The following is a 25,786-nucleotide window of genomic DNA, read 5'->3' on the forward strand; positions in this document are numbered from 1 at the left end:
GGAATAATAGCCGGCGGCTTAGCCGAACCCTTAACCCGTTCACTACGCTTATTAAAATACGCCCGCATCAAAATAACTGGCACTGAAGTCAGAACGAAGGTACATTATAAAATTGAAGCGGTAGAGGTTGAATTAGATGAGGTTAATTGGAATAATGTTGTAAAGGAAACGGGTGAGAATCAGATATCAAAAGAAACACAAGCTGCAGCTGAAAAAATTGGTATTGATTTAAAAAATATTAACATTAACAATGGGACTGCTAAAGTAGAAATTAAAATTACAAGTGAAATCAATTATTCTGATGTTAAATTGTTAGTTGCACATGCAAAATCTAAAGGTGCACAGAAAGTCGAGGTTAATACTGGATATATTGCAAATGAAAAACTTATGGATTTTCTAGAAAAAAGAGTTGCTGATGGTAAACCTTTCATGGGAGGTAAAGTAGTTCGTGGAAACTCAAGCACAACAGACTTTACAATAATATATGACTAAAAAAGAATGGTATAAAGATCGCCTTCTCTGGAAGGCAAATCAGTTCAAGTCTCTTTCGGAAACAAGACTCAATGGTGAAGAACGGGATAATTTTGCGGACAAATTACACAAAGAATATGTGAATTCGGATGATGAAATAATATTTTTATTTTTCGAAAATAACAAGAAGCGCTGGACAGCTATAACAACAGATAAAGTTATTAGTTATCATAATAATAGTATCTATCAATTAAAATTAGATAGTATAGAGAAGTTAATTGATATTAGGAAAGAAGGTATTTCTGATGATGACTTGAAATACGACTCCAATTTTTTATTTATTGGTCACGAAAAGCTACCAATTTGGACTCCTAACTCCAAAATTCTCTTCGCGCTCATGAATATTTTACGAATGTTTCCATTAAGGGAAAATACATGAACTCAATTAATATTATAAAACCATATAAATATCTTGATATGTGGGTCTTTGATGATGAAAAGGTAGGCTTGTTACAAGAGCCTTTTGTTTCTGGCGCAGATACTTTAATTGATAAAGCCACTGAATCAATCCCAAATGCTGAAAAAGGATTTATTTTAATCTTTTCTAAAGATTATTTCCCTGATACCGATCTTTGTTTAGAATGGCGAAGATCTGATAATGCTGGTAACTGGTATTACTCGAAAGAATTTGATATGGAAGGCTGGCTTTGTCCTGCTTTGTTTAAGTATTTTCCTGAAGCCCCCAAAAACTTGTATATCAAAATTAAATCTATCTAGTTAGAAAATCTAATATTACAAATTATCATGAATGTTAATGTCACTAGTGCTTTATAAATCGGCAGAATATAAAAAACCACACAATATTGTATGTGATTATCTGAAGGAAAAGTTGTAATGCTTGCTATTAATCTACGTCGAAAAGTGATCATTGACCATACTAAATTCAACCAATTTTTTAGTGGTTGAATTTAGAAGCATTATTATTAGTTGGTTTAGCCGAATCCTTAACCCGTTCACTACGCTTATTAAAATACGCCCGCATCAAAATAACCGGCACTGAAGTCAGAACGAAAGTACATCATAAAATTGAAGCGGTAGAGGTTGAATTAGATGAGGTTAATTGGAATGATGTTTTAAATGAAATAATAGATCTAAAAGAAGTGAGCCGATACTTTGGGCGACATGATAAAAGTAAACAAGCCAGATGCAGCAGCTGATGCTTTAGCGATAAGATTAAATGGTGTGTCAAGGGTAAGATTTGTTAATGATACAAGAGAGTTTGATGTGATTAGTGATTTATATATAGCTCAAACAAAACCGCCCCTAAAGTAATTAAATCAAAGTGTAAGATCTCAAATGAAAGCAACATTTGAAGCAGCTAAAGAAACTAACCGTTCTGTATACTATCATTTTGAGGGTGAACCTGCAAAATCAGTAATAAATAAATTAAATGAATATAGTAATCATTATGATGTGAAAGTCATTATAGATACTCAACCTCTTAACTAAAAAATAAGGTAATAAAATGATCGAATATTATGGGTGGATATCATTAAGAAATTCTACATACGAAAACAATGAAAATGAGATGAATTCAATTCTAAATAAACTTACTTTATTCATATCAGAACATGAATTTGAAAATAGTACAGGATTTATTAAAATTCATAAAGTTAATGGTTGTTGTCAGCTTTTGTTTAGTGGGAATACTAATCATTATTCTCAGGATGTAGCAGAAATTTTTGAGTTATATCAATATGTAGCAAAAATTTCTCAAGGCTCATATGGTTTATTGTATGTTAAAAACGATGAATCTTCGGATAAATTTAATGAATTTGAAGTATATGTCTTAGCTAGAGGGAAAATAAAAAAAGAAAAAGATCAGTTTTTGTCTCCATGTATTCCTAAAATAGAAGATGATTAAGGTTAAATTAATCAAATTGTGAAGATATTATTTTCTAACTCCACAGGTTACTGAAGGTCCCAATGCTGGTAGCAATATAACATTAAGAAATTTCTCTGATTCAGTGGAGCAAACTAATGCTAAGTGGACTATAGATATCAAAAATCCAAATATTTACAAAGGAAATCGTGTGGAGATGAAATTCCAATGAATTTTGAAAAAATTTATCATTCAATATTAGAAAGTTCTTTTGGTTATTCAATGGGCACAATGTGGCAACATGTAGCAAATTACATGAATGATATGGGTGAACCTTATGAAATCAGAAAGAATATCTTTTTTAAAATATTAAATAAATTAATGAATGATGGGTACATCAAATTAGCTAGTCATGGTGTTTTTCTGACTGGTACCAGTGAAGAACAAATCCAGTCGATTAAAGATATTTGGCCGCCTTACCCCTCAGATGATGAAGACGATGATCTAGATGATATTGGTATGTGGTTCTATGTGAAATTGGACTGTGGTATTGTTTGGATTACACCAGAAGGTCAAGAGATCTGGACGTAAATTTATAAAACTTCTCGGATACTGTGAGAAGTTTTTTTAAAACATTCTAGTACAGCTTTCCAGCCTTAATAATCAGTAATTTCGGCTTTGCATCAATATTAGAGGATTAAATAAATATCTCATTCCAACTTAATTTAAATTAAATAAAAGTTAGTCGTTTTTTTATCCGGATACTTAACCCGTTCACTCCGCTTATTAAAATACGCCCGCATCAAAATAACCGGCACTGAAGTCAGAGCGAAAGTACATCATAAAATTGAAGCGGTAGAGATTGAATTAGATGAGATTAATTGGAATAATTTTGTTGAAAAGAGGACGGTAAATCAACAATATCTTACTGAAATGTCCAATAATGGAGTTAAATTTTCACCTGAAAATGTTTTAAGGGTTGAAAAACTGCCTAATGGTAAAATAGTTTTTCTTGAAAAAGGAAATCTATCTGCAAGTCTTCAACATATTATTAAAGAGCATGCTGACGATTTTGCAAAAATAGGCGTTTCAGAATCACAAATAACAGATGTTGTTATGGATGCGGTTTCTAAAGGAAAGATAATTGGTTATCAAGGGAAAGGAACCGGACGTCCAATCTATGAAGTTCTGATTAATGGGCAAAAACAACGTATAGCTGTAACGACAGGTAATAACGGTTTTATTGTAGGAACTAACCCCGCAGGGAGTGTTAAATGAAAAAAATAAAATTAATGGCTGATTATCAATGTTATCCTCTATGGCTTAATTCAAATGATGCTGTTGGAAATATTAACCCTAATACATTACCAATAAGTAATGTACTAAAAAAAGAGCTTAATAGCTGGTCAGATAAATATGATGAAACATTAAATTTAGATGATCCTTTAACTTCTGGATTTGCGACTCCAGAAGAAGAAATGGTCTTTAATGAAATGGGGCAATCTTTAAAAGAAAAGCTGCAAGCCGAATTAGGTGATGATTATGAAGTAACATATCAACAATGATAAAATTATATTCTGGTGGGATGACTCTAGTTTTATTCCTACGGGAGGAAAGCTTGTAAAATCTACAGACGACCACAGAATATTTGGTTTTGATGCGAGAGTAATTGCTAATTGGCTAAGAGTTAATATTCAATAAACTCAGTCAATATCTGGATTAACAATCTGACAGATTTAGAACACAGCCGAGCACCTGATGGCATGTTTGGTATTGGTAATGCTCACTGGGTATTGATTACTGGAAATTATGTTTTTATAGGTACTGAATACGTCGAAGAACAACAAGTCATTATGACCAAAGAACAACTTTTATATGTGTTAGAGCAATATAAAGCTTTCTTAGAAGGAGATTTTAAAGATCCCAATAACCCACCCGATCCTATTGATGTTGAGTTTATTGCAGAAGGGCAAGAAGCGATCGATATCTATAATGGATTGCCAAATTCTCATTTGGTTCCTTACGCTTGTTAATCACTTCCCCACTTAACTTGTGGGGAGCTAATTTTTAAGTACCCAGATCAACATTATAGGTTCAATAATTAATCTATTCTGAATAACTTTAATAATAAATGATCGTGCGACATAAACACCATTCTGCTCCAGCCTTTAATGGGATTCACAACACATTAAAAAAACAAATAAACTAAAACATTTCATCAAAAATGTTTACCTAATCATGTCAGTCAATTTATTGTCGGGTTTATACCGGCGGTAAGGGCAACCAAATTTATAAAACCCTTGAAAAATGTAGGCTCGTGGGTAAAAGGGATGATAGCAGGCAGTGTCACAGATTTTACGGTATTTAGCCCTCATGAAGGACGCCTGTCAAACTTAGTACAAGAATTTCCCGAACTGGCTAACTCAATAACCGAAGATTTACAAGCCAAACTGGGCGATAATTTTGCTGAAAGACGACTAAAAAGTCGTTTATAAAGATTATGGATCGGTGCTTTAGTCAATTGGTCAGTGTGCTTAATTCAAAAATAAAAGATAAAAGATCCTTATCTTGCATCATTTTAGGCATAGTTATATTATGGATAGAGTGCTTTATTATTTAAGGAATGAGTTATGTTAAAATCAATTGATCCAACTACCACTTCATCTTGGAAATCCCTTCAAGCAAGTTATCAAAAGCATCAAAATAAGACCATTGCGCAGATTTTAAAAGAAGAGCCAAAACGAGTTGAAAAACTCAGTATTCCGTTTGAGGATGAGTTTTTGGTTGATCTTTCTAAAAATCGTATTACGCAAGAGACTTTAGCAATACTTCATAAGCTTGCTGATGAATGTGATCTTAAAGGTGCAATTTCAGCTATGTATAGCGGTGAAAAAATTAATCGCACCGAAAATCGTGCTGTTTTGCATGTTGCTTTACGAAATGTATCGAATACCCCTATTTATGTTGATGGCAAAAATGTGATGGATGATGTCAATGCGGTATTAGCAAAAATGGAATCATTCAGTAATAAAGTTATTAGCGGTGAGTGGAAAGGTTATACCGGTAAAGCGATAACTGATGTGGTAAATATCGGAATTGGAGGTTCAGATCTTGGGCCTGTCATGATTACCGAAGCGTTGCGTCCTTATAAAAATCATTTAAACATGCATTTTGTTTCAAATGTTGACGGTACTCATATTGTTGAAGCATTAAAAGGCTTAAATCCTGAAACAACCTTGTTTTTAGTAGCATCAAAAACATTTACCACACAAGAAACCATGACTAATGCACAAACGGCTCGTTCTTGGTTACTTGATGCGGCTAAAGATGATAAAGCTGTTGCTTTGCATTTTGTTGCGTTATCCACTAATGCCAAAGAAGTTGAAAAATTTGGTATTGATACAGCGAATATGTTTGAATTTTGGGATTGGGTAGGCGGTCGTTACTCTTCTTGGTCTGCGATTGGTTTATCGATTGTTTTATCCATTGGATTTGATAATTTTAAACAATTTTTGGCTGGTGGTCATGCAATGGATAAACACTTCCAAAATACACCAATTGATAAAAATATTCCTGCATTATTAGCCTTAATTGGGATTTGGTATAATAATTTTTATGGTGCTGAGACAGAAGCCATTTTACCTTATGACCAGTATATGCATCGATTTGCTGCCTATTTTCAACAAGGCAATATGGAATCAAACGGTAAAAGTGTCGATCGTAATGGTCATAAAACAACTTATACTACTGGCCCAATCATTTGGGGTGAACCAGGGACCAATGGTCAACATGCATTTTATCAATTAATTCATCAAGGTACTAAACTTATTCCGTGTGATTTTATTGCGCCAGCAATTAGCCATAATCCAGTTGGTGATCATCATCCTAAATTATTATCTAACTTTTTTGCTCAAACTGAGGCATTAGCATTTGGTAAAACCAAAGAACAAGTTGAACAAGAATTTATTGCTGCTGGAAAAACGCTTGATGAGGTTAAAGCAATTGTTCCGTTTAAAGTGTTTGAAGGAAATAAACCGACTAATTCAATTTTAGTTAAGAAAATTACCCCTTATAGCTTGGGTGCATTAGTTGCGATGTATGAGCATAAAATCTTTACTCAAGGTATTATTCTGAATATATTTAGTTTCGACCAATGGGGTGTTGAGTTAGGTAAGCAATTAGCCGGCCGAATTTTACCCGAATTAGCGAGTGATACGCCAGTAACTTCACATGACGATTCAACAAATAATTTGATTAATCAATATAAAAAGTGGCGTTAAACTGATTTAACTTTAGACAGTTAATGAATTGAGCAGAAAAACCTTCAGTAAAACTGAAGGTTTTTTTATGATTATTTTTTCACGCGCATAACAGGTGTTTTACCTGCTTCTACGGTACCAGATAGTTTTGTCAGTTCGACAATACTATCCATATTAGAAATGACAACAGGTGTTAACACTGATTTTGCTTTACTTTCAAGTAGTGGTAAATCAAATTCGATAATGGTGTCACCAACTTTTACTTGTTGACCTTCTTCAGCGATACGGGTAAAACCTTCGCCTTTTAATTCAACAGTGTCAATGCCAAAGTGTACAAATAGCTCAATACCTTCATCTGATTCAATAGCAAACGCATGATTAGTTTCAAAAATTTTGCCAATTCTACCGTTTAGTGGTGCAACAATTTTATTACCAGCAGGTTTAATTGCAATACCATCACCAACGACTTTCTCTGCAAAAACGACATCTGGTACATCTTCGATTTTAACGATTTCGCCACTCAGAGGTGCAATAATTTCGATGCTATCATTGCTATCATCAGATTTGATGAATTGCTTCAATTTATCGAATAACCCCATTATTTTCTCCTAACAAATTTGCTTTTCAGCGTTATATTTTTCGATTAAATCCATAATTTCTTTAGAAGTTGCTTTTTCTAGCACATTGTCTGCAAGTTTTTTCGCTTCTTCAAAATGTGTATTACGAATTAATTTTTTGATTTTAGGAATTGATACTGCACTCATGCTAAATTCATCAAGTCCCATACCAAGTAATAAAATCGTTGCTCGTTCATCACCAGCAAGCTCACCACACATGCCAGTCCATTTACCTTCTTTGTGCGAAGCATCAATGACTTTCTTAATCAGTGTTAAGACAGATGGTGAAAGTGGATTATAAAGATGTGAAATTAATTCGTTACCACGATCAACCGCTAATGTGTATTGTGTTAAATCATTGGTTCCAATACTGAAGAAATCAACTTCTTTCGCTAAATGATGAGCAATGACAGCAGCCGCAGGCGTTTCAATCATTACACCAACTTCGATATTTTTATCAAATGCTTTACCTTCGGCAGTTAGTTGTTCTTTGAGGATATTAATTTCAGATTTTAAGATACGAATTTCTTCAACCGATATGATCATCGGGAACATGATACGTAATTTACCAAATGCTGATGCGCGTAATATTGCGCGTAACTGTGCATGGAGTATTTCTTTGCGATCTAAACAGATACGAATTGCACGCCAACCTAAGAATGGGTTTTCTTCTTTTGGTAAATGCATGTAAGGTACATCTTTATCGCCACCAATATCCATTGTTCTGACAATAACAGATAAACCATTCGTTGATTCGGCTACTTCTTTGTAAGCTTTGAATTGTTCGTCTTCGTTAGGATAGGCATCACGATCCATAAATAAAAATTCAGTACGATAAAGACCAACACCTTCATAACCGTTGCGATCCGCACCAGCGATATCACGCACCGTACCAATATTCGCACAAATTTCAACTTGGTGACCATCAAGCGTGACGGCAGGTAAGTCTTTTAATTTTGCTAACTCTTCTTTGTCGGCAATATATTTTGCTTGAACTTGTTTGAGTTTTTCTTGGGTAGTATGATCAGGATTGATATAAATGGCGTTATTTATAGCATCAAGTATAACAAAATCACCTTGTTTAATTGTTTGTGTTGCATTTGATGTACCAACAATTGCTGGAATTTCTAATGAACGAGCCATAATTGAAGTATGGGATGTACGTCCACCTGCATCAGTAATAAAACCAAGTACCATATCTAGATTTAGTTGTGCAGTTTCAGATGGAGTAAGATCTGTTGCAACTAAAATACAAGGTTGGCTAATAGCACTTAAATCGACAATTTCAATCCCTAAAATATTTTTGAGTAAACGTTTGCCAATATCACGAATATCAGCAGCACGCTCTTTTAAGTATTCATCGTCTAAGTTTTCAAGCTCTTTAGCTTGAGTTTCAAATACTGATTGGACAGCGGCATCAGCGGTTGAATGCTTGCTTTGTATACGAGAAATAACTTCTTGCTCCAAATCCTCATCTTCTAAAAGCATAATATGCCCTTCAAAGATAGCAGCTTTATCTTCGCCTAATGTGGATTTTGCTCGTTCCATTATCGCATTTAATTGCTCGCTGGATTTTTGACGAGCATCTTTAAAACGCGCAATTTCAGCATCAATTTTGTTATCTGGAATTGCCCTATTATTAACAACAATAGGTTCTTCTTTTAATAATAGCGCTTTTGCAAAAGCGATACCGGGGGAAACAAGTATACCTGATACCATAACATTTAATCCTTATTCAATTTTAAATCTGTTTTTTATCGCATTTTGGAGCTAATTATTCCAATTCAGGAATTAATTTAACTAGATGATTTACCGCTTCTTTTTCATCTTCGCCTTCTGCTGAAATGGTGATGGTGGTACCTTGTGTTAGACCAAGTGTTTGTAGTTTGAATAGACTTTTAGCACTAGCACTTTTACCATTTGATGTGACGGTAATTTCAGCATTAAAGTTTTTTGCTTCTTTTACAAATTGTGCAGCAGGGCGGGTATGGAGACCATTTGGTGCGGTAATGGTTACATCTTGTTTATACATAATAATTCTACTCCTAAAAATATTTTCATTTACGCGACCAATATAAATAAAAACCGCCTTAATGGCTAGTAACATTTAATCGATCTTTGGAAATTTAGTTAATCTTATTCAAATCAAAATATAGTTGTTATATCCATATTTCTCAATAACGGTAAATTCGAGTGATTCTATCACTACATTTTTTAAATTCTACTTCTCCATGTATACCACGCTTTATATTTTCAAAAACAATTTCTTCACTTCCATCAAGTTGTGACTCTTTTATTTCTTTACTGCAAAATGTTTCAAATCGTTGAAGTTCTTCTTCACCATTACCTAATTGGTAATTATGAGGTAAATCGTGACTTGTTATGAATGTTTGGGTTTTGTTCTGCACGTCAAGGATGATAGTGCCTTTGTTAGATAACCATGAACTACAAGCAGTTAATGATATAGCAAACGCCAGAAGGAGAAGGGAAAATTTCATCACAAATCTTACAATATTCAAAATAATTCCTTTATAAAGCTTAGTAACCTGTTTATTATTTATAGCTAGTTGTGGATTATATACTAATAATTAATGAAAGTGCAGAGTGCTTTTTATTGATATGACAAAATCAGGGTGACATTAATGACCAAAACTGTAAATTATGATGAACTTAATCATGAATTAAACTTAAATAAAATGGGTATTACTGCTGCTGAATTACATGGTTTTATTTCGGGTATTTTAGCCGGAGGCAATCATGATGAAAGTTGGCGCCCTTTAGTTGAAGATATGCTCAATAATGGGCAAAAAATCCCAGAATCTTTAAATAAGAAAATGGTGGAACTTTATTGTGTTACCAAGCAACAATTTTTGGATGATGATTTTGAATTTCAATTGCTACTTAACGAACATGATCTTTTTTCACAAATAGATGATTTAGTCGGTTGGGTTAACCATTTTTTATTAGGGATTGGATTAGTTCAACCAAAATTAAATCGTATTCAAGGTGATGTAGGTGAAGCAATTTATGATTTAAGGCAAATTGTGAAGCTAGGTTACGATGAAAACGAAGATCAGCAAGAGTTAGGCTTTGCATTTGAAGAGATCAAAGAGTATGTTCGCATGACTTCGATTCTCTGTTTTGATGAATTTAATGAGGCTGATATCGCACCAACCATTCATTAATATTAACTTGTTTTTAAAAGGTTATCACTATGCTAAATATCGATACCAAAAAAGAGCTTTTTTCTCGTCGAGAAAAGCTTCTTTCGCAGATGCAACCTAACAGCGTCGCACTTTTTTTTGCCTCACCCGAAGTCGTCAGAAGCAATGACACGCATTATCCTTATCGGCAAAATAGTGATTTTTGGTATTTTACCTGTTTTGATGAACCCGAAGCCGTATTAGTGATGATTAAACAACAAGATAATCATGCTCGATATGTGCTGTTTAATCGTAAAAAAGACCCTCTGGCTGAAACATGGACAGGCTATCGTTTAGGGCAGCAAGCTGCGTTAGAAACCCTTGGTGTTGATGAAGCGCATCCTTTTGATAAAATTGATACTATTTTGCCTGAGTTGTTGAATGGTAAGCAGGCAATTTATCATGCTGATCTGCAATATGATTATGCTGACACGATTGTCAAAAAAGCCCTTACGATTTTAAAACAAGGTGCAAGATTTAAGCTTTCAGCACCCAGTAGTGTGATTGATTGGCGTCCTATTGTGCATGAAATGCGGATGTTTAAATCTAATTTTGAAATAGACCTTTTACGTCAAGCGTGCAAAATTAGTGCCCAAGCCCACTGTCGAGCCATGCGTAGCTGTAAACCTTCGATGTATGAATATCAGTTAGAGGCAGAAATTTTACATGAATTTGCCTGGCATGGTGCGCGTTCTCCTTCCTATAATACGATTGTAGGAGCCGGAAACAATGGTTGTATATTGCATTATGAAAATAACAGTGCGCTTTTAAACGAGGGTGATTTAGTGTTAATCGATGCCGGCTGTGAATATCAATATTATGCAGGGGATATAACACGGACTTTTCCTGTTAATGGTCAATTTAGCCAAGCGCAACGGGATATTTATAACATTGTTTTAGCTGCTCAATATCAAGCAATTGATCTGTTTAAACCCGGAACATCGATTATGGAAGTAAATGATCATGTTGTTAAAACAATGGTGACGGGCTTAGTTAAATTAGGCATTATGCAAGGGGATGTCGATTCGCTCATTGCTGATAAAGCTTATACCGCATTTTATATGCATGGTTTAGGGCATTGGCTCGGCATTGATGTGCATGATGTCGGTAGTGGAAGGGATCGTATTTTAGAGCCGGGTATGGTGTTGACTGTTGAGCCGGGGCTTTACATCAATCACGATGCAGATGTGCCGGAGTGTTATAAAGGTATTGGTATTCGTATTGAAGATAATATTTTAATCACAACATCGGGTAATGAAGTATTGACCAGTGATGTGCCAAAAGAACCAGAGCAAATCGAAAAATTGATGTTATTGGATCAATAATCTTATCGCTAAAGCAATAATCTTCTAACTGTGATTATTGCTTTTGTTTTGATTACAGATAATAAAATCGTATTTCATTATTTTAAGAAACTGTTCAGACCATTAATTATCTAATCTGATTGATTTATCCCGATTAAAAATTATTTTTATTTTTAAATCTTTTGCTATTTTACCTTCGTATTTCCACGTTTTCATCGCTGTGATAACTGAACGATTAAAAATATTGTTCGGTTTGGTTTCGATAATTCGAATATTTTCGACCCGCCCAATACTATTGATATCAAAGAGTACAACGACATAGCCTTCTATGCGCATGTCAAGTGCCCGACGAGGATATTCTGGCTGATTACGACTAATTGGCGAGGGATTACCCGAATGTTGACGGCTATCAGAAATGGAAGATGCGACGGCTGTTTTGGCAAAGTTATCCGTGATCACTTCTTGTCTGACTTGCTGACGAGACTCTTTTTGAATCGGTTTGGATTCCGTTCTTGGTTTGGGTTTTGGCTTCGGTTTCGGTTTTTGCTCGATGACAATGTTATTTTCGGGCATGACTTCCGGTTTTTTTTCAACGATAGGTTCCGGTGTTTCTTCATTAGTCATTTGGGTTTCAATAACTGGCTCAACTAACGGTTCTGGTATTGGTTTATTATCGATAATGTCACTTTCTTTTACACCTTTGATATCAGGTGTATTTTCAACTAATGATTGTTCAGGCGCTGCCATTTGCGATATATCAATCATGATTGCTTTAATTGAGTTGTCACCTTCATCAACGATGATATTTTTGGCAAAAAGCATAGGGCTGAACAGCAACGCTAGTAAAAATAGATGTGACACAATCGAAAGTGACGTGAATAAATAAACACTCTTGGGTTTGATATGTGTTGGCGATTGAGGCGCTTTTTCGTTGCTAATGTCTATATCAAAATTGATTTTCATAACAATTATCATGTTTAACTTAAGGTAATCATTCTAAATGAAAATGCTTATCATTTGTAGTCTTTTTTAAAATATGCTAATCCAACACCTTGTTGCTCGGCAATATTTATCAGATAATAGCAATTAAATATCTATTTTTTTAGTGGTTTGGGTGATGAATAATCCTTCAATGAGTCAAATACTCGATCTTGTAAAAGATGACTTAGTTAAAGTTAATGAGGCAATTCAGGCGGAGCTTAGTTCGGATGTTGTGCTTATTAATCAATTAGGTAATTATATTATTAGTAGTGGCGGTAAGCGTATTCGCCCTATTATTGCGTTGTTAGTTGCCAAAGCACTTAATTATCAAGGTGACAAGCACATCGTTGCCGCTGCGTTCATTGAATTTATTCATACTGCTACATTATTACATGACGATGTCGTTGATGAGTCCGATCTCAGGCGTGGAAAGTCAACCGCGAATGCATTATTTGGTAATGCAGCCAGTGTTTTAGTTGGTGATTATATTTATACGCGTTCTTTCCAAATGATGGTACGGACAGAATCTTTCAAAGTTTTAACTATTATGTCGGCAGCAACAAATGTGATTGCTGAAGGTGAAGTGCAACAATTAATCAATTGTAATGATCCCGATATTACTAAAGAACAATATTTAGAAGTCATTTATCGTAAAACTGCTCGTTTGTTTGAAGCAACTTCGCATTCGGCAGCGGTATTAGCTGGCGCCAATGCAGAACAAGAATTTGCCTTACAAGAATATGGAAAATATTTAGGTACGGCCTTCCAAATTATTGATGATTTATTAGATTATAGTGCTGATAGTAATCAAACCTTAGGTAAGAATTTGGGTGATGATCTTAATGAAGGCAAACCAACTTTACCATTGTTACATGCGATGCGTCATTGTCAAAATGCTGAGGAAGCCAAGTTGATTCGTCAAGCCATCGAGCAAGGAAACGGGCGACATTTGTTAGATCGTATTTTGCAGATCATGAATGAGTGTGGTTCACTTGAATATACTTTACAAATAGCACAGCAAGAAGCCCAAAAGGCTTTTGATGTGATTGCTATCCTGCCAGACTCTCCCTATAAAAAAGCATTGCAAGATCTCGCATTGCTCTCAGTAAAAAGAGAAAATTGACAGGAGTTAAATCGAAGTATGGATTGAAAACATTCCTACTCGTACTTATATGGACATTTTATATTAAATCATCATTAGCAATGATCAAAAATTGATTTCTTTAGATTTCATCGTATGTTGTGAAATGACGAGCAATTTTTTCTGATTATATTAACAAGGTAATTAGGCATGTTTAAACGATCTTGGCCGGTCTTTATTATTTTTATCTCTATGATTTCGTTACAATCAAGTGCATCTATGGCCAAATATCTTTTTCCGGTATTAGGCCCTGAAGGGATGACTGCTTGGCGATTAACTTTTTCATCCTTGATGCTTATCATTATTTTTAAACCATGGCGTAAACCCATTACTAAACAAGCTTTTAAGTATGTGTTTTTATATGGTGTAGCAACCGGTTGCATGAATTTGGCTTTTTATAGTGCCATTGCCAGAATTCCGCTTGGTATTACCGTTGCGATAGAACTTACTGGACCGATAGTTGTCGCAATGTGTTATTCGCGTCGGTTAGTTGATTTTATTTGGTTAGGCGTTGCAGTTATCGGGCTTGCGATACTTTTACCGATTCATCAAGCTTCTGGTGATTTAGATCCCGTTGGCATTTTAATGGCATTATTAGCCGGTTCAGGTTGGGCATGTTATATTGTCTTTGGGCGTAAAGCTGGGGCATTATATGGTTCATCAAGTGTTGCGATAGGGTCTTTAATAGCGTCTTTATTTGTATTTCCTATTGGTGTGTGGGATAGTGGGAGTGCTATGTTTTCTTTGGAACTTCTTCCTTTAGTGTTTGTGGTTTCATTATTGGCGTCGGCCATTCCTTATGGATTAGATATGATAGCGTTGCCAAGATTACCCGCTCAAACATTTAGTACATTAATGAGTTTGTCGCCAGTTTTTGCTGCTTTGTCAGGCTTCATTGTTTTGCAAGAGCAATTAACGCGTTATCAATGGTTAGCCATTACATTTATTATTGTTTCATCAATCGGGACGGTATTGACAATGAGCCGACCAACTAAAATTAAATCGGTTAATCCATAATGTTTTTACTAGCATTACGCAGATTAATACGCAATGCTCGTGTAAATATCGCTTGTTAAAGCATAACAAGCGAGTTGATATCAGCTTATTAGCGGTGGGGGAAGCCCATTCCGCCACCCATAAGTCCTTTCATTTGGCGCATCATTTTCATCATGCCGCCGCCTTTCATTTTTTTCATCATTTTTTGCATATCTTCAAACTGTTTAAGTAGTTTGTTGACGTCTTGTACTTGAGTACCTGATCCATTAGCAATTCGACGTTTTCGAGATCCTTTGATGATTTCAGGATTGGCTCTTTCTTTTAACGTCATTGAACTAATAATCGCCTCCATTTTAATGGTAATTTTATCGTCCATTTGCGCTTTAATGTGTTCAGGTAGTTGCCCCGCACCGGGAAGTTTTGCCAACATAGCTCCCATTCCACCCATATTTCGCATCTGTTTAAGTTGATCTTGGAAATCGTTAAAATCGAACTTGTCGCCTTTTTTTAACTTCTTGGCAATTTTTTCTGCTTTTTCACGATCAACATTTTGTTGCAACTCTTCGATTAAGGAGATGACATCTCCCATACCTAAAATTCGTGAAGCAATACGATCTGGGAAGAATGGCTCTAAAGCATCTGTTTTTTCTCCCATTCCTAAGAATTTAATCGGTTTGCCCGTAATATGACGAATCGATAACGCCGCACCACCACGGGCATCACCATCAACTTTGGTTAAAATCACACCGGTAAGTGGCAAGGCATCATTGAAGGCTTTTGCGGTATTGGCGGCATCTTGCCCTGTCATTGCATCAACAACAAATAACGTTTCGATTGGGTTGATAGCCTGATGCAGTTCTTTGATTTCATCCATCATGTTGCTATCAATATGTAAGCGTCCCGCTGTATCGACAATTAACACATCGAAGAACTGAAGTTTAGCGTGAGAAATGGCTTTATTAACAATATTCACTGGTTTTTCATGAATATCCGATGGGAAAAATTCCACATCAATGGCTTTTGCAAGCGTTTCTAATTGTTTAATTGCAGCCGGACGATAGACGTCAGCAGACACAACCAGCACTTTCTTTTTTTGCTTTTCTTTTAAAAATTTAGCTAATTTAGCGACGCTGGTGGTTTTACCTGCCCCTTGCAAACCAGCCATCAAAATAACAGCGGGGGGCTGTGTTGCCAAATTGAGGGTGCTATTAACTTCACCCATAGCCGATGTGAGTTCAGCTTGCACTATTTTGATAAATTCTTGACCTGGTGTTAAGCTTTTAGAAACGTCCAGACCAACGGCTTTTTCTTTTACTTGATTAATAAATTCACGTACAACAGGAAGTGCTACGTCGGCTTCAAGTAATGCCATACGTACATCACGTAGTGCTTCTTTTATATTATCTTCAGACAGTCGTCCTCGACCACTGATATTACGGAATGTCTGCGATAAACGGTCGGTTAAATTCTCAAACATGTTAACTCTCAATAAACAAAAAAATTGTGATTATCATAACAGAAAATCTTAAGAAGTCCCATGATCATAATTTTGTTCTTACTTGACACTAAATAGTGTTCCTGTTCAAATGTTGAAAATTAACTTAGCATAATATTCCCCTTTATTTTTTTAGCAAGGGCAGATGATTACAGGAGATATTGATATGAAAAAAATCATTAATACAGATAACGCACCCGCAGCAATAGGACCTTATGTACAAGGCGTTGATTTGGGCAATATGTTATTTGCATCAGGACAAATACCGTTAGATCCAGTTACCGGTAAAATGTCAGATTGTGTCAAAGAACAAGCTAAACAAAGTTTAGCAAATGTAAAAGCTATTATCACGGCGGCGGGTTATCAAGTTAGTGATATCGTTAAAACCACCATTTTTTTAGCTGATATGAATGATTTTGCGGCCGTTAATGCAATTTATGAAGCCTTTTTTACAGAACATCATGCTGCGTTTCCTGCTCGTTCTTGCGTACAAGTCGCCAGAATACCCAAAGATGCTAAGGTTGAAATTGAAGTCATTGCTGTAAAATAAACGCAATACATCCTTTACTCTGAAAAATTTTGGACTTATACCTAGTGCCCAAATCGAATTGGTGTAGTCACTTGGTGACTACTTTTTAATTGCATGAATTTTCGCCCTTCATTTCCGCTTTTTTTAGATAATCCTATAAGGTAGTCAGTATACTCGTTTAGGGTGACAAACATCTTTTATGATTAGCAATATCTAAAGAAATTTTATCGTTTAAGCCTTGCCATATTTATCTTTTTTTACATTAATCATTCAAGTGAATGATTAATCATACCCAGAACGTGTAAACTTCTATTTAATGATTGATTGCCGATGGAGTTGATGCAATAATCTACAATTATTTATTATTAGTTGCCGTGTAATTAGGTTGCAAATATGTTTGAAAAAGTTGAGTCGTACGCAGGGGATCCTATTTTATCATTAGTTGCTGAGTTTAATCAGGATAACCGGATGAATAAAACAAATTTAAGTATCGGTTATTATTATGATGAAAACAGTATTGTACCTCAATTAGCATGTGTAAAAGCTGCACGTGATTTTATCTATCAGAATGATAAAACTGCATCACTTTATTTACCGATGAGTGGATTACCTGAGTATTGTCGAGCTATTCAATGTTTGCTATTTGGTGAAGCACACAGCGCGTTTAAAGATAAACGCATTGCAACCATTCAAACTTTAGGTGGTTCAGGTGCATTAAAAATAGGTGCTGATTTTTTGTTTCGCTATTTTCCGAAATCAGAAGTTTGGGTCAGTGATCCAACATGGGAAAATCATATAGACATTTTTCATGGTGCTGGATTTAAGGTAAATAAATATCCGTATTTTGATTCACAAACTTGTGGCGTTAAGTTTGATGCAATGCTTGAAACTTTACATCAATTACCGGCTAAAAGCGTTGTTTTGCTACACCCTTGTTGCCATAATCCAACCGGTGCCGATTTAACACATGCACAGTGGGATCAGGTTATTGATATATTAAAAACACGCGATCTTATTCCCTTTATGGATATTGCCTATCAGGGATTTGGTAAGAGTATCGAAGATGATGCATATGCAATTAGACGAGTGGCAGAGTTAGGAATATGTGGTTTTGTGTGTAACTCTTTTTCAAAAACATTTTCGTTATATGGTGAAAGAGTGGGGGGTTTATCCGTTTTATGTGATAACGGCGAAGTCGCTAATCGTGTACTTGGTCAACTTCAAGCAACCGTACGTCGAAATTATTCAAGTCCTGCGGCCTATGGTGCTCATCTTGTTAGTTATATTTTGAATAATGTCGAACTTAAAACCCAATGGATTAATGAAGTTACTGCAATGCGTGAACGTATTATCTCAATGCGAATAAAGCTTGTTGAATTACTAAATAAGTTAGTACCCAAAAACAATTTTGATTATCTGATCAAACAGCGAGGTATGTTTAGTTATACTGGATTTTCTGAAGAACAAGTCACACATTTAAAAAATAACTTTGCTGTTTATTTGGTGGGCAGTGGACGGATATGTGTGGCGGGTTTAAATCACCATAATATTCATCGAGTAGCAGAAGCGTTTGCTACATTAAAATAACCATGTAATTAATTAGAGGAGTATTTAATATGTTCCGAAAAATGTTAATGTTAATGCTAGGGTTAGTTATGGCAACGTTTGTCGTGGGTTGTAATACGGTAAGTGGTGTCGGTAAAGATGTTCAATCTGGTGGTAAAGCAATTACCCATACGGCTGATGAAGTGAGCGATAGATTATAAATGGAGCAGTGAGTCGAAATATACATAATTTATCATTCACATTTACTTCTAAAATAAATCTATTTTTCTCATAAAAGCACAGTTCGTCAAGTTGACGAACTGTGCTTTTAATCAAGTAACTGTTGGATATTTAATAATATATATTAATTCATATTGCGTCAGATCTTATTTTTTTTTGAAATGAATATTTACATAAAATGATTTTTGATAATTTATTAAATTGAGACAAGCTAATACTAATACAAAAAAATTGTAAGGATTAGAGGGTTAATTCATTGTAGTCGACATTGGTATTTTTTAACTTATTTTTTATTGGTTATTAACTTTATGATTGATTACATATGATGTTTTCGCTGTTTTTAGGAAGAATTTGTTTATAGTAATTCACATCATTTTATTCCATATATTGATAAGTTGTTTTTATTTGAACTAATTGGGAATTCGCTGTTAATTGTTATAAACATCTATTTAACTTACTTATTTTCTAAAACAATATAAATTTGCTAATGCATTCGTTTTTTTACAGATTATCAATACTATTTTTATCGTAGGCGATCATGGTCTATACCAAAATCTATTGGTTCAATTTTTTAGACCAGTTTGATCGAAAAAAGATGTAGAGAGCATTTATTCATACACTTATTTTGATACCTTTTATGTTAAAGTCTGTGAGCGTTAAAAATACCATTTATAAATGGTCGTCCAACGGAAGCAAATTATGATAGTATTAGCCGTTAATTTTTTTGAGGAATGATTATGTCATTTAATTTTGAAAATTCCCTAAAGGGTAAAGTAAAAAAAGCGGTTATCCCTGTTGCTGGTCTAGGAACACGCATGTTACCCGCAACGAAAGCAATTCCTAAAGAAATGTTACCTGTTGTGGATAAACCACTTATTCAATATGTGGTTAATGAATGTATTGCAGCCGGTATTACCGAAATCATTTTTGTTACGCATTCATCCAAAAATTCAATAGAAAACCATTTCGACACCAGTTTTGAATTAGAAGCCATGTTAGAAGCACGGGTGAAGCGTCAATTGTTGCAAGAAGTACAAAGTATACTTCCTAAACATGTAACGATAACAAGTGTACGTCAAGGTTTAGCTAAAGGGCTTGGTCACGCTGTTTTATGTGCCTATCCTTTAGTGGGCGATGAACCTTTTGCAGTAGTATTACCGGATGTGATTATTGATGAATATGAAAGCGATTTGGCTTGTGACAATTTAGCTGCCATGATTCATAATTATCACGAAACTAAACATAGTCAAATTATGGTTGAACCTGTGCCTAAGGAATTAGTGTCTTCATATGGTATTGTCGATTGTCGTGGTGAAGAACTTGCCGCAGGGAATGTGGCACAGATGTATAGTGTGGTTGAAAAACCGTCGGTTGAGGATGCGCCATCAAATCAGTCTGTAGTTGGGCGTTATGTATTATCTGAGAAAATTTGGCCATTACTTGCTAAAACGCCATTAGGTGCTGGCGGTGAAATTCAATTAACAGATGGCATTGCAATGTTACTTGAAGAAGAGCCGGTTGATGCCTATTGTATTAAAGGACAAAGTCATGATTGTGGCAATAAACTTGGTTATATACAAACGTTTGTTCAATATGCCATGCGTCACAAAACATTAGGTAAAGATGTTTCTGATTGGTTGAAATCAATTTAATTGGTTTGAATGGTTTTATTAACCTAAAAAAGGACGCTTAATCGCGTCCTTTTTATCATTGAATATATATTGTTGTTACTTAAGCTTCGGCGTTGTCATTATCCAGAGTGACATTCGGATCGTTAAAGACATTCATATTTATCAATCCTACTTCACGATCTGTGGCAACCGCTGCGGTCATTGCACCCGATACGTTAGCTAAAGTTCGAGCCATATCAATAATTGGATCGACAGCGAGTACCATACCAATTAACGGGAAGTATTCGACCATTCCCATCCCAGATAAAACCACTGTTGCCGCAACGGTTGCTGTCCCTGGAATGCCTGCAATTCCTATTGATCCAATGACAACGACTATTACAAGCATAATGTAAAATTGAACATTGGTATCTATTCCAACCATATGCGCAACCATTACTGCTAATAACGCAGGAAAAAATCCAGCACAACCATTCATACCCATGGTGCTGCCAAGTGAGCCAACTAAGTTTGCTGTCCCTGTGTTGACCCCCATTCTGACGGTTAATGTTGAAATAGTCATTGGTAAGGTGCCCACTGACGAGCGGCTAGTGAATGCTAATAGCCATGTTCCTAATGCTTTTTTGATAAACATTACTGGTGAAATACCATGAATTAAGACGATTAATAAATGTACGATAAGCATAACGAGAGTTGCAATATAAACCGCTGCAACAAAACTTGATACTTCAACAATTGCAGGAATACCATTAGATATGATTGTACGGGCGAGTAACGCAATGACAGCATACGGCATATATTTAATAATGGTCATTGCAATTGACATAACAATTTTATATAGCGCTTCAATAAATGTTTTAAACAAGGCAATCGGTTGAGGGTTTTTCTTTTCCATTCTATTGGCGGCAAGCCCCATTAATGCTGAAAAGATAACTAATCCTACAATATTTTCTTTTGCCATGGCTCCGATAATATTGCTAGGGATCAGATTAACGAAGGTATCAATAATATTGGTATAATGTTTAGCTTGAGCGTGATGTACTGATGTTGAGCTTATTTCACCGAGTTCAAAAACGTTAGCTAAAACAATGCCGACTATACAAGCGATTGCCGTGGTGAAAAGTAACCAAAAAATGCCACGGAATGCTATTTGGGGTAAATTCTTTTTTCCCGAAAAATCAATAATAACTTTAACAATTGAGACAAATACCAGTGGAATCACTAGCATACGTATAAAGGCAATAAAGGCACGCCCAAAAAGACCATACCATGTTGCAATCTCTTGCATCCAAACCGTCGAACTTTTAGGAAAACCTGCCGACCATTGGATTCCCAGACCAAGAACTGCTCCAAGTATCAAGCCAACTAACATGCGAACTGAAAAATTAACTTTTTTGTCTTGTAATGGTTTCATTATGAGAAAAAAACAAATAAGTAATAGCCCAAGACCAATTAATGTTTGGTAATGAGTAATGGATAGGAATTTTTCAAAAAAAATCCCGTGAAAAATGGCATCTGACATAATCGATCCTCGCCCTTTTAGGGTGTATATAATTAAATAATTATCAATAATGCTTTAATTTTATCTATTAATCAATTTGTTAAGTGCTTTAAGAGTTTGTGTTGAGACTAAAGCCGTTGATTAACAAATTTAATTTTTTATTGACTATTTTTGAGTGATTAGTAAACACTCTTTTCATCATCTCTATTTGGCAATGGAACCTGCAATATTTAAAATATCCCAAGGCCGTGAAAAAGGTGGTGCATACAGAAAATCTAACATTGTAAGTTCGTCAATCTTCATTTGTGACCATATTGCTGTTGCTAATACATTTATTCTCAATGCAGAACCAGTGCCGCCGACTAATTGTCCCCCCAAAATCTTGCGTGTTTCAGCATGATAAATAAGTTTAGCCGTAACGGGTGATTGACCTTCGACATAATTACTGTGGTTTTTATCGTTTACTAAAACCGTTTTATAGGGGATACCTAATTTGATGGCTTCATTTTCAGTTATTCCTGTTCGTCCTGCTTCAATATTAAATACTCGGAGCGCTGATGTGCCTAACGTACCAGGAAATTGACAATTGCCACCTGCAATGTTTTCACCTACAATTTTCCCTAATTTGTTTGCGCCAGTTGCTAATGGAATATAGACTTTAGTTTGGCTGACTTTATGGAACAGCGTGGCACAATCTCCAGCGGCATAAATATCAGTGATATTTGTTCTACCTAAATCATCGGTAATAATGGCACCATTATTTAGGGTATTAATGCCAATATTTTTGTAGATTTGACTATTTGGTCTAACACCGGTAGCGATAATAACCAGATCAGCAGGATATTGTCCTTTATTTGTAATAACCTGCGTCACTTTATCTTGACCAATGAAACCTTGGACACTTTCTTGTAAATGTAAGTCACAATGTTGCTCAATATTTTCCTGAATAATGTCAGTAAGTTGCTCATCGAATGCTTCGACTAATACTCGATTGTCTAATTGAATTAATTTTACTTTCTTTTTTAATGCAACCAGTGATTCGGCTATTTCCAATCCAATATAACCAGCTCCAACAATAATAATATTTTTGCATTCCGGTTTTGACAGCGCTTCTTTGATTGCTAATCCATCATAAAGATTGCGTAACGTAAAAATATTGTCCAGCTGATCATTAGCCAGTGTTGGAATAATTGGACTTGCACCTACAGCAAATAGCAATTTGTCATAGCTATCTTCAATGTTTTCACCGTTACTTAAATCTTTAATAAGTAATTTTTTTTGTTTAACATCAACAGATATCACTTCATGTCGTGTTTTTATTTCAATACCATCTTTTTGAAATTGTTCAGGTGTTCGGGATATCATTTCATTAGCATCAGTAAAATGATTGCCAATATAATAAGGTAAGCCACACGCACCGAATGAAACAATATCCGATTTTTCATAGATACGAATTGTTGCATTAGGGTTTATTCTTTTGGCTTTAGCTGCAGCACTCGCCCCAGCTGCTTGAGCTCCAATAATGATTATTTTCATCTATTATTCTCCTTTGTGCGCCTATTTTGAACACTTATCTGCTCATTGATCAAGGTAAAGTAACAAAGCATATCGATAAGTATTCATAATTGTCCATTTTAATTGTAATAAATGTACAATGATGTGTTAAATTTAACATTTCACTTGCAAATATAGTTTTAATCTTATTAAAAATCAAATTAATCGAAAAAAAAGTCGGATCGGTTTTTAAGATTCCGTCTGATGTATGAGATCGATGATAGTATTAATATGTTGTTGTGAATCATTTAATGCAGGGATGTAATGAAAGTGTTTTCCTCCTGAATTAAGGAATATTTCTCGATTTTCTTGATCTATTTCATAACAAGTTTCAATACAATCCGCAGAAAATCCTGGGCACATCACATGAACACGAGTCACGCCATTTAAAGCTAAATTTCTAAGTATGTCACTCGTGTTTGGTTCAACCCATTTTCCTTTTCCAAATTTTGATTGATAGGCCATTTGTATTGGCAGTGTGATTCCGTTCGCTAAACACTTTTCAATTAATAATAAGGTGGTGAGTTCACATCGCTCGATATAATCATCATGGCGTTTAATAATATAGCGCTCAGGCATACCATGATAAGAAAGGAGTAAAACATCGGGTTGCCCTTGTTTTAAAAAAGCCTGTTTTATCTGTAAATAGAGTGCATTAATGTAACTTGGGTGATCAGCATAGTCTCGAATATAGTGAATATTACTTCTTATAATATTGGTATCATTTAATTGTTTGATTTTATCTAGAACGGCAAGTGTTGTGGTTGTAGAATATTGCGGGAATAGGGGTAACAACGTAATTTTTTTACAGGATTTTAAGTTATTTAAGGCAGCTTGAAGACTCGGCTCACCATACGTCATGGCAAGCTCACATTTTATATTGGGTAAGTGTTGCTGCAATTTTTCGTGTAACAATTTACTGTAATGTAACAAAGGTGAACTACTCTTTATCCAGATTTTTTGGTAATGCTTGAGAATGTAGGGGATACGTTTAGGTAAAATAATATATTTTAAAATTGGATACCAAATAAAGCTGGGCAGATCAACAACATGTCGATCAAGCAAAAATTCTGTTAAATACTGTTTTATAGCATCTGGCGTTGTCGCGTTAGGTGTACCTAAATTAACCAATAATAAACCGTTTTTTTTATCCACAGCTTAGCCTCATTTGATATTAAGATAATGGTTAATAACTGCTAAAAGTCTACTGAGTGCTCCTTGATTTTGCTTCAAAACGAGATAGGCATTTTCGCCCAGTTGTACTCGGCGACTATTATCATTTAATAGGCGATCTATTGTTGAATATAAATCATCCGCTGAGTTTGTGCAAACAATCATTCCTTGCGCTTCAATCAACTGTTCACAAATCACTTGGAAATTAAAAAAATATTCACCGGTAATAATAGCAATATGGTGCAGTGCAGGCTCTAAAGGATTATGTCCACCCTGTTTTACTAGGCTACCACCAACAAAAGCGATATCTGCCATTGCGTAAAGCTCTACTAGTTCGCCCATTGTATCGCCCAAAACTATTTGAGTTTGTTCTGTAGGTATTTGATTTGTACTACGCTTTAAATAATTAAAACCATTATCACTAATGAGTTTTTCAACCGTTTTAAAACGTTCAGGATGACGTGGAACCAGAATTAACAATAAATTGGCATGTTTAAGCAGTAATTTTTTAAATGCAGTTAAAATAATTTCATCTTCGCCACTATGGGTACTTGCTGCAATTAACACAGGCCTTTTTAATTGCCATTGTTGTTTTAACTGGTTTATGTTTTGGCGCTGCTCATTGGATAAGTTAATATCAAACTTTATGCTGCCTGTTATTGCTAAATGATCAGCAGGTAAACCAAGTGAAACAAATCGTTCACCATCTTGCTGATTTTGAGCTGCCACCATACTGATTTTCGAAAATAATTGTTTGACTGCTTTGCCTAATTTGCCATAGCGAGCAGCAGATCGTTCTGATAATCTGGCATTTGCAATAATTAAAGGAATTTTTTGTTTATAACATTGGCTAATTAAATTAGGCCAAAGTTCAGTTTCCATAATTATAACAATTTTAGGCTTTGTGGTTTTTAAGAATCGTTTTATGGCTCCGGGCAGATCATAGGGTAGATAAACATGACTGACACTGTCTTTTAATAACGATTTTACTCGCTCAGAACCTGTCGGCGTCATGGTGGTAACAGTGATTGGTAACTGTGGATATTTTTGTTGCAATGCTTTAATTAGCGGAATCGCCGCTATTGTTTCACCTACGGATACGGCATGCACTAAAATACCATTTGGTTTGACTTTATTTTTGCAAAAACCATATCGTTCTAACCAGCGCTGACGGTAGGCTGGCGCTTTACGACTGCGCCATAATAGTTTTAGCCAAACAAATGGCTGAATTAGATATAATAAAAGGGTATAGATAATTTGCATG

At 35.1% G+C, this 25,786-nt stretch carries 29 protein-coding genes and 1 pseudogene; 20 read left to right on the top strand and 10 right to left on the bottom strand.

Annotated elements, in window-relative coordinates; genetic code table 11:
* The 12 genes and pseudogenes from ACGH6P_RS09595 to pgi all read left to right on the top strand — a co-directional run.
* On the top strand, nucleotides 1-492 hold a 492-nt coding region (locus ACGH6P_RS09595), incomplete at its 5' end, for a hypothetical protein (RefSeq protein ID WP_411597348.1).
* Nucleotides 485-910: a hypothetical protein gene (locus ACGH6P_RS09600; RefSeq protein WP_411597349.1), complete on the top strand. Its 426-nt coding sequence runs from the start codon at nucleotides 485-487 to the stop codon at nucleotides 908-910. The genes ACGH6P_RS09595 and ACGH6P_RS09600, both read left to right, overlap by 8 nt.
* A complete protein-coding gene (locus ACGH6P_RS09605; protein ID WP_267380196.1) occupies nucleotides 907-1,248 on the top strand; it encodes a DUF6717 family protein in 342 nt (113 codons plus the stop codon). Before ACGH6P_RS09600 ends, ACGH6P_RS09605 begins: the two co-directional genes overlap by 4 nt.
* 185 nt (nucleotides 1,249-1,433) lie before the next feature.
* Nucleotides 1,434-1,688 (top strand): hypothetical protein, encoded by a 255-nt coding sequence (locus ACGH6P_RS09610; protein WP_411597350.1) that lies wholly within the window; start codon nucleotides 1,434-1,436, stop codon nucleotides 1,686-1,688.
* A pseudogene (locus ACGH6P_RS09615) lies at nucleotides 1,654-1,980 on the top strand (restriction endonuclease fold toxin). Before ACGH6P_RS09610 ends, ACGH6P_RS09615 begins: the two are co-directional and overlap by 35 nt.
* A gap of 16 nt (nucleotides 1,981-1,996) precedes the next feature.
* Nucleotides 1,997-2,395 (top strand): Imm7 family immunity protein, encoded by a 399-nt coding sequence (locus tag ACGH6P_RS09620; protein ID WP_411590829.1) that lies wholly within the window; start codon nucleotides 1,997-1,999, stop codon nucleotides 2,393-2,395.
* Nucleotides 2,396-2,581: 186 nt separating this feature from the next.
* A complete protein-coding gene (locus ACGH6P_RS09625; RefSeq protein WP_411590828.1) occupies nucleotides 2,582-2,944 on the top strand; it encodes a DUF596 domain-containing protein in 363 nt (120 codons plus the stop codon).
* Nucleotides 2,945-3,286: 342 nt separating this feature from the next.
* Nucleotides 3,287-3,631 carry a hypothetical protein gene (locus tag ACGH6P_RS09630; RefSeq protein ID WP_411597351.1) on the top strand — a complete coding sequence of 115 codons (345 nt, stop codon included), beginning with the start codon at nucleotides 3,287-3,289 and terminating at the stop codon, nucleotides 3,629-3,631.
* Nucleotides 3,628-3,918, top strand: a complete 291-nt coding sequence (locus ACGH6P_RS09635) for a hypothetical protein (protein ID WP_411590825.1) — start codon at nucleotides 3,628-3,630, stop codon at nucleotides 3,916-3,918. The genes ACGH6P_RS09630 and ACGH6P_RS09635 overlap by 4 nt, the downstream gene beginning before the upstream one ends.
* A 198-nt stretch (nucleotides 3,919-4,116) precedes the next feature.
* Nucleotides 4,117-4,386, top strand: a complete 270-nt coding sequence (locus tag ACGH6P_RS09640; protein WP_411597352.1) for a hypothetical protein — start codon at nucleotides 4,117-4,119, stop codon at nucleotides 4,384-4,386.
* A gap of 297 nt (nucleotides 4,387-4,683) precedes the next feature.
* A complete protein-coding gene (locus tag ACGH6P_RS09645; protein ID WP_411597353.1) occupies nucleotides 4,684-4,848 on the top strand; it encodes a hypothetical protein in 165 nt (54 codons plus the stop codon).
* A 135-nt stretch (nucleotides 4,849-4,983) separates the two neighbouring features.
* The gene (gene pgi, locus ACGH6P_RS09650) at nucleotides 4,984-6,633 is read left to right on the top strand and encodes a glucose-6-phosphate isomerase (protein ID WP_411597354.1); all 1,650 of its coding nucleotides are present in this window, start codon (nucleotides 4,984-4,986) and stop codon (nucleotides 6,631-6,633) included.
* Between the two features lie 71 nt (nucleotides 6,634-6,704).
* Here the strand turns inward: pgi and crr are convergent, their stop codons facing one another.
* The 4 genes from crr to ACGH6P_RS09670 form a co-directional block, all read right to left on the bottom strand.
* The gene (gene crr, locus ACGH6P_RS09655) at nucleotides 6,705-7,211 is read right to left on the bottom strand and encodes a PTS glucose transporter subunit IIA (RefSeq protein WP_267352124.1); all 507 of its coding nucleotides are present in this window, start codon (nucleotides 7,209-7,211) and stop codon (nucleotides 6,705-6,707) included.
* Between the two features lie 9 nt (nucleotides 7,212-7,220).
* Nucleotides 7,221-8,948 carry a phosphoenolpyruvate-protein phosphotransferase PtsI gene (ptsI, locus tag ACGH6P_RS09660; RefSeq protein ID WP_065559774.1) on the bottom strand — a complete coding sequence of 576 codons (1,728 nt, stop codon included), beginning with the start codon at nucleotides 8,946-8,948 and terminating at the stop codon, nucleotides 7,221-7,223.
* A gap of 55 nt (nucleotides 8,949-9,003) precedes the next feature.
* On the bottom strand, nucleotides 9,004-9,261 hold the full coding sequence (ptsH, locus tag ACGH6P_RS09665; RefSeq protein ID WP_065559773.1) for a phosphocarrier protein Hpr: 258 nt from the start codon (nucleotides 9,259-9,261) through the stop codon (nucleotides 9,004-9,006).
* 142 nt (nucleotides 9,262-9,403) lie between these two features.
* Nucleotides 9,404-9,748 carry a hypothetical protein gene (locus ACGH6P_RS09670; RefSeq protein WP_267352127.1) on the bottom strand — a complete coding sequence of 115 codons (345 nt, stop codon included), beginning with the start codon at nucleotides 9,746-9,748 and terminating at the stop codon, nucleotides 9,404-9,406.
* A 123-nt stretch (nucleotides 9,749-9,871) separates the two neighbouring features.
* On the opposite strand from ACGH6P_RS09670, the gene ACGH6P_RS09675 reads away from it, so the two are divergent.
* Complete coding sequence (locus ACGH6P_RS09675; protein WP_411597355.1) at nucleotides 9,872-10,414, top strand: UPF0149 family protein; 543 nt, start codon at nucleotides 9,872-9,874, stop codon at nucleotides 10,412-10,414.
* A 29-nt stretch (nucleotides 10,415-10,443) separates the two neighbouring features.
* Nucleotides 10,444-11,757 (top strand): Xaa-Pro aminopeptidase, encoded by a 1,314-nt coding sequence (pepP, locus tag ACGH6P_RS09680; protein ID WP_411597356.1) that lies wholly within the window; start codon nucleotides 10,444-10,446, stop codon nucleotides 11,755-11,757.
* 102 nt (nucleotides 11,758-11,859) lie between these two features.
* On the opposite strand, the gene ACGH6P_RS09685 is transcribed toward pepP, so the two are convergent.
* Nucleotides 11,860-12,699 (bottom strand): TonB family protein, encoded by an 840-nt coding sequence (locus ACGH6P_RS09685; protein WP_411597357.1) that lies wholly within the window; start codon nucleotides 12,697-12,699, stop codon nucleotides 11,860-11,862.
* Nucleotides 12,700-12,853: 154 nt separating this feature from the next.
* On the opposite strand from ACGH6P_RS09685, the gene ispB reads away from it, so the two are divergent.
* Both ispB and ACGH6P_RS09695 read left to right on the top strand, forming a co-directional pair.
* Nucleotides 12,854-13,840, top strand: coding sequence for an octaprenyl diphosphate synthase (ispB, locus tag ACGH6P_RS09690; RefSeq protein ID WP_267352134.1), 987 nt, complete (start codon nucleotides 12,854-12,856; stop codon nucleotides 13,838-13,840).
* Nucleotides 13,841-14,008: 168 nt separating this feature from the next.
* Nucleotides 14,009-14,875, top strand: coding sequence for an EamA family transporter (locus tag ACGH6P_RS09695; RefSeq protein ID WP_220215998.1), 867 nt, complete (start codon nucleotides 14,009-14,011; stop codon nucleotides 14,873-14,875).
* 88 nt (nucleotides 14,876-14,963) lie between these two features.
* Here ACGH6P_RS09695 and ffh read toward each other — a convergent pair whose 3' ends face one another.
* Entirely contained in the window at nucleotides 14,964-16,331 is a 1,368-nt protein-coding gene (gene ffh / locus ACGH6P_RS09700; protein WP_267352135.1) for a signal recognition particle protein, read from the bottom strand.
* A gap of 184 nt (nucleotides 16,332-16,515) precedes the next feature.
* Here ffh and ACGH6P_RS09705 point away from each other — a divergent pair, with 184 nt between their 5' ends.
* The 4 genes from ACGH6P_RS09705 to galU all read left to right on the top strand — a co-directional run bounded on the left by ACGH6P_RS09705 (nucleotide 16,516) and on the right by galU (nucleotide 20,315).
* A complete protein-coding gene (locus tag ACGH6P_RS09705) occupies nucleotides 16,516-16,899 on the top strand; it encodes a RidA family protein (protein ID WP_267380183.1) in 384 nt (127 codons plus the stop codon).
* 372 nt (nucleotides 16,900-17,271) lie between these two features.
* Complete coding sequence (locus tag ACGH6P_RS09710; protein ID WP_411597358.1) at nucleotides 17,272-18,465, top strand: aromatic amino acid transaminase; 1,194 nt, start codon at nucleotides 17,272-17,274, stop codon at nucleotides 18,463-18,465.
* A 29-nt stretch (nucleotides 18,466-18,494) separates the two neighbouring features.
* Nucleotides 18,495-18,644 (top strand): entericidin A/B family lipoprotein, encoded by a 150-nt coding sequence (locus ACGH6P_RS09715; RefSeq protein WP_081299206.1) that lies wholly within the window; start codon nucleotides 18,495-18,497, stop codon nucleotides 18,642-18,644.
* A gap of 756 nt (nucleotides 18,645-19,400) precedes the next feature.
* On the top strand, nucleotides 19,401-20,315 hold the full coding sequence (galU, locus tag ACGH6P_RS09720; RefSeq protein ID WP_411597359.1) for a UTP--glucose-1-phosphate uridylyltransferase GalU: 915 nt from the start codon (nucleotides 19,401-19,403) through the stop codon (nucleotides 20,313-20,315).
* 79 nt (nucleotides 20,316-20,394) lie between these two features.
* On the opposite strand, the gene ACGH6P_RS09725 is transcribed toward galU, so the two are convergent.
* The 4 genes from ACGH6P_RS09725 to waaA form a co-directional block, all read right to left on the bottom strand.
* Complete coding sequence (locus ACGH6P_RS09725) at nucleotides 20,395-21,816, bottom strand: cation:dicarboxylate symporter family transporter (protein ID WP_411597360.1); 1,422 nt, start codon at nucleotides 21,814-21,816, stop codon at nucleotides 20,395-20,397.
* 183 nt (nucleotides 21,817-21,999) lie between these two features.
* Nucleotides 22,000-23,331, bottom strand: coding sequence for a CoA-disulfide reductase (locus tag ACGH6P_RS09730; protein ID WP_411597361.1), 1,332 nt, complete (start codon nucleotides 23,329-23,331; stop codon nucleotides 22,000-22,002).
* 207 nt (nucleotides 23,332-23,538) lie between these two features.
* The gene (gene hemH, locus ACGH6P_RS09735) at nucleotides 23,539-24,504 is read right to left on the bottom strand and encodes a ferrochelatase (RefSeq protein WP_411597362.1); all 966 of its coding nucleotides are present in this window, start codon (nucleotides 24,502-24,504) and stop codon (nucleotides 23,539-23,541) included.
* Between the two features lie 9 nt (nucleotides 24,505-24,513).
* Nucleotides 24,514-25,785 (bottom strand): lipid IV(A) 3-deoxy-D-manno-octulosonic acid transferase, encoded by a 1,272-nt coding sequence (waaA, locus tag ACGH6P_RS09740; protein WP_267380173.1) that lies wholly within the window; start codon nucleotides 25,783-25,785, stop codon nucleotides 24,514-24,516.
* Nucleotide 25,786 lies beyond the last annotated feature (1 nt).

Source organism: Gilliamella sp. CG25, assembly GCF_046635705.1.
GTDB classification, from domain to species: Bacteria; Pseudomonadota; Gammaproteobacteria; order Enterobacterales; family Orbaceae; genus Gilliamella; species Gilliamella apicola_I.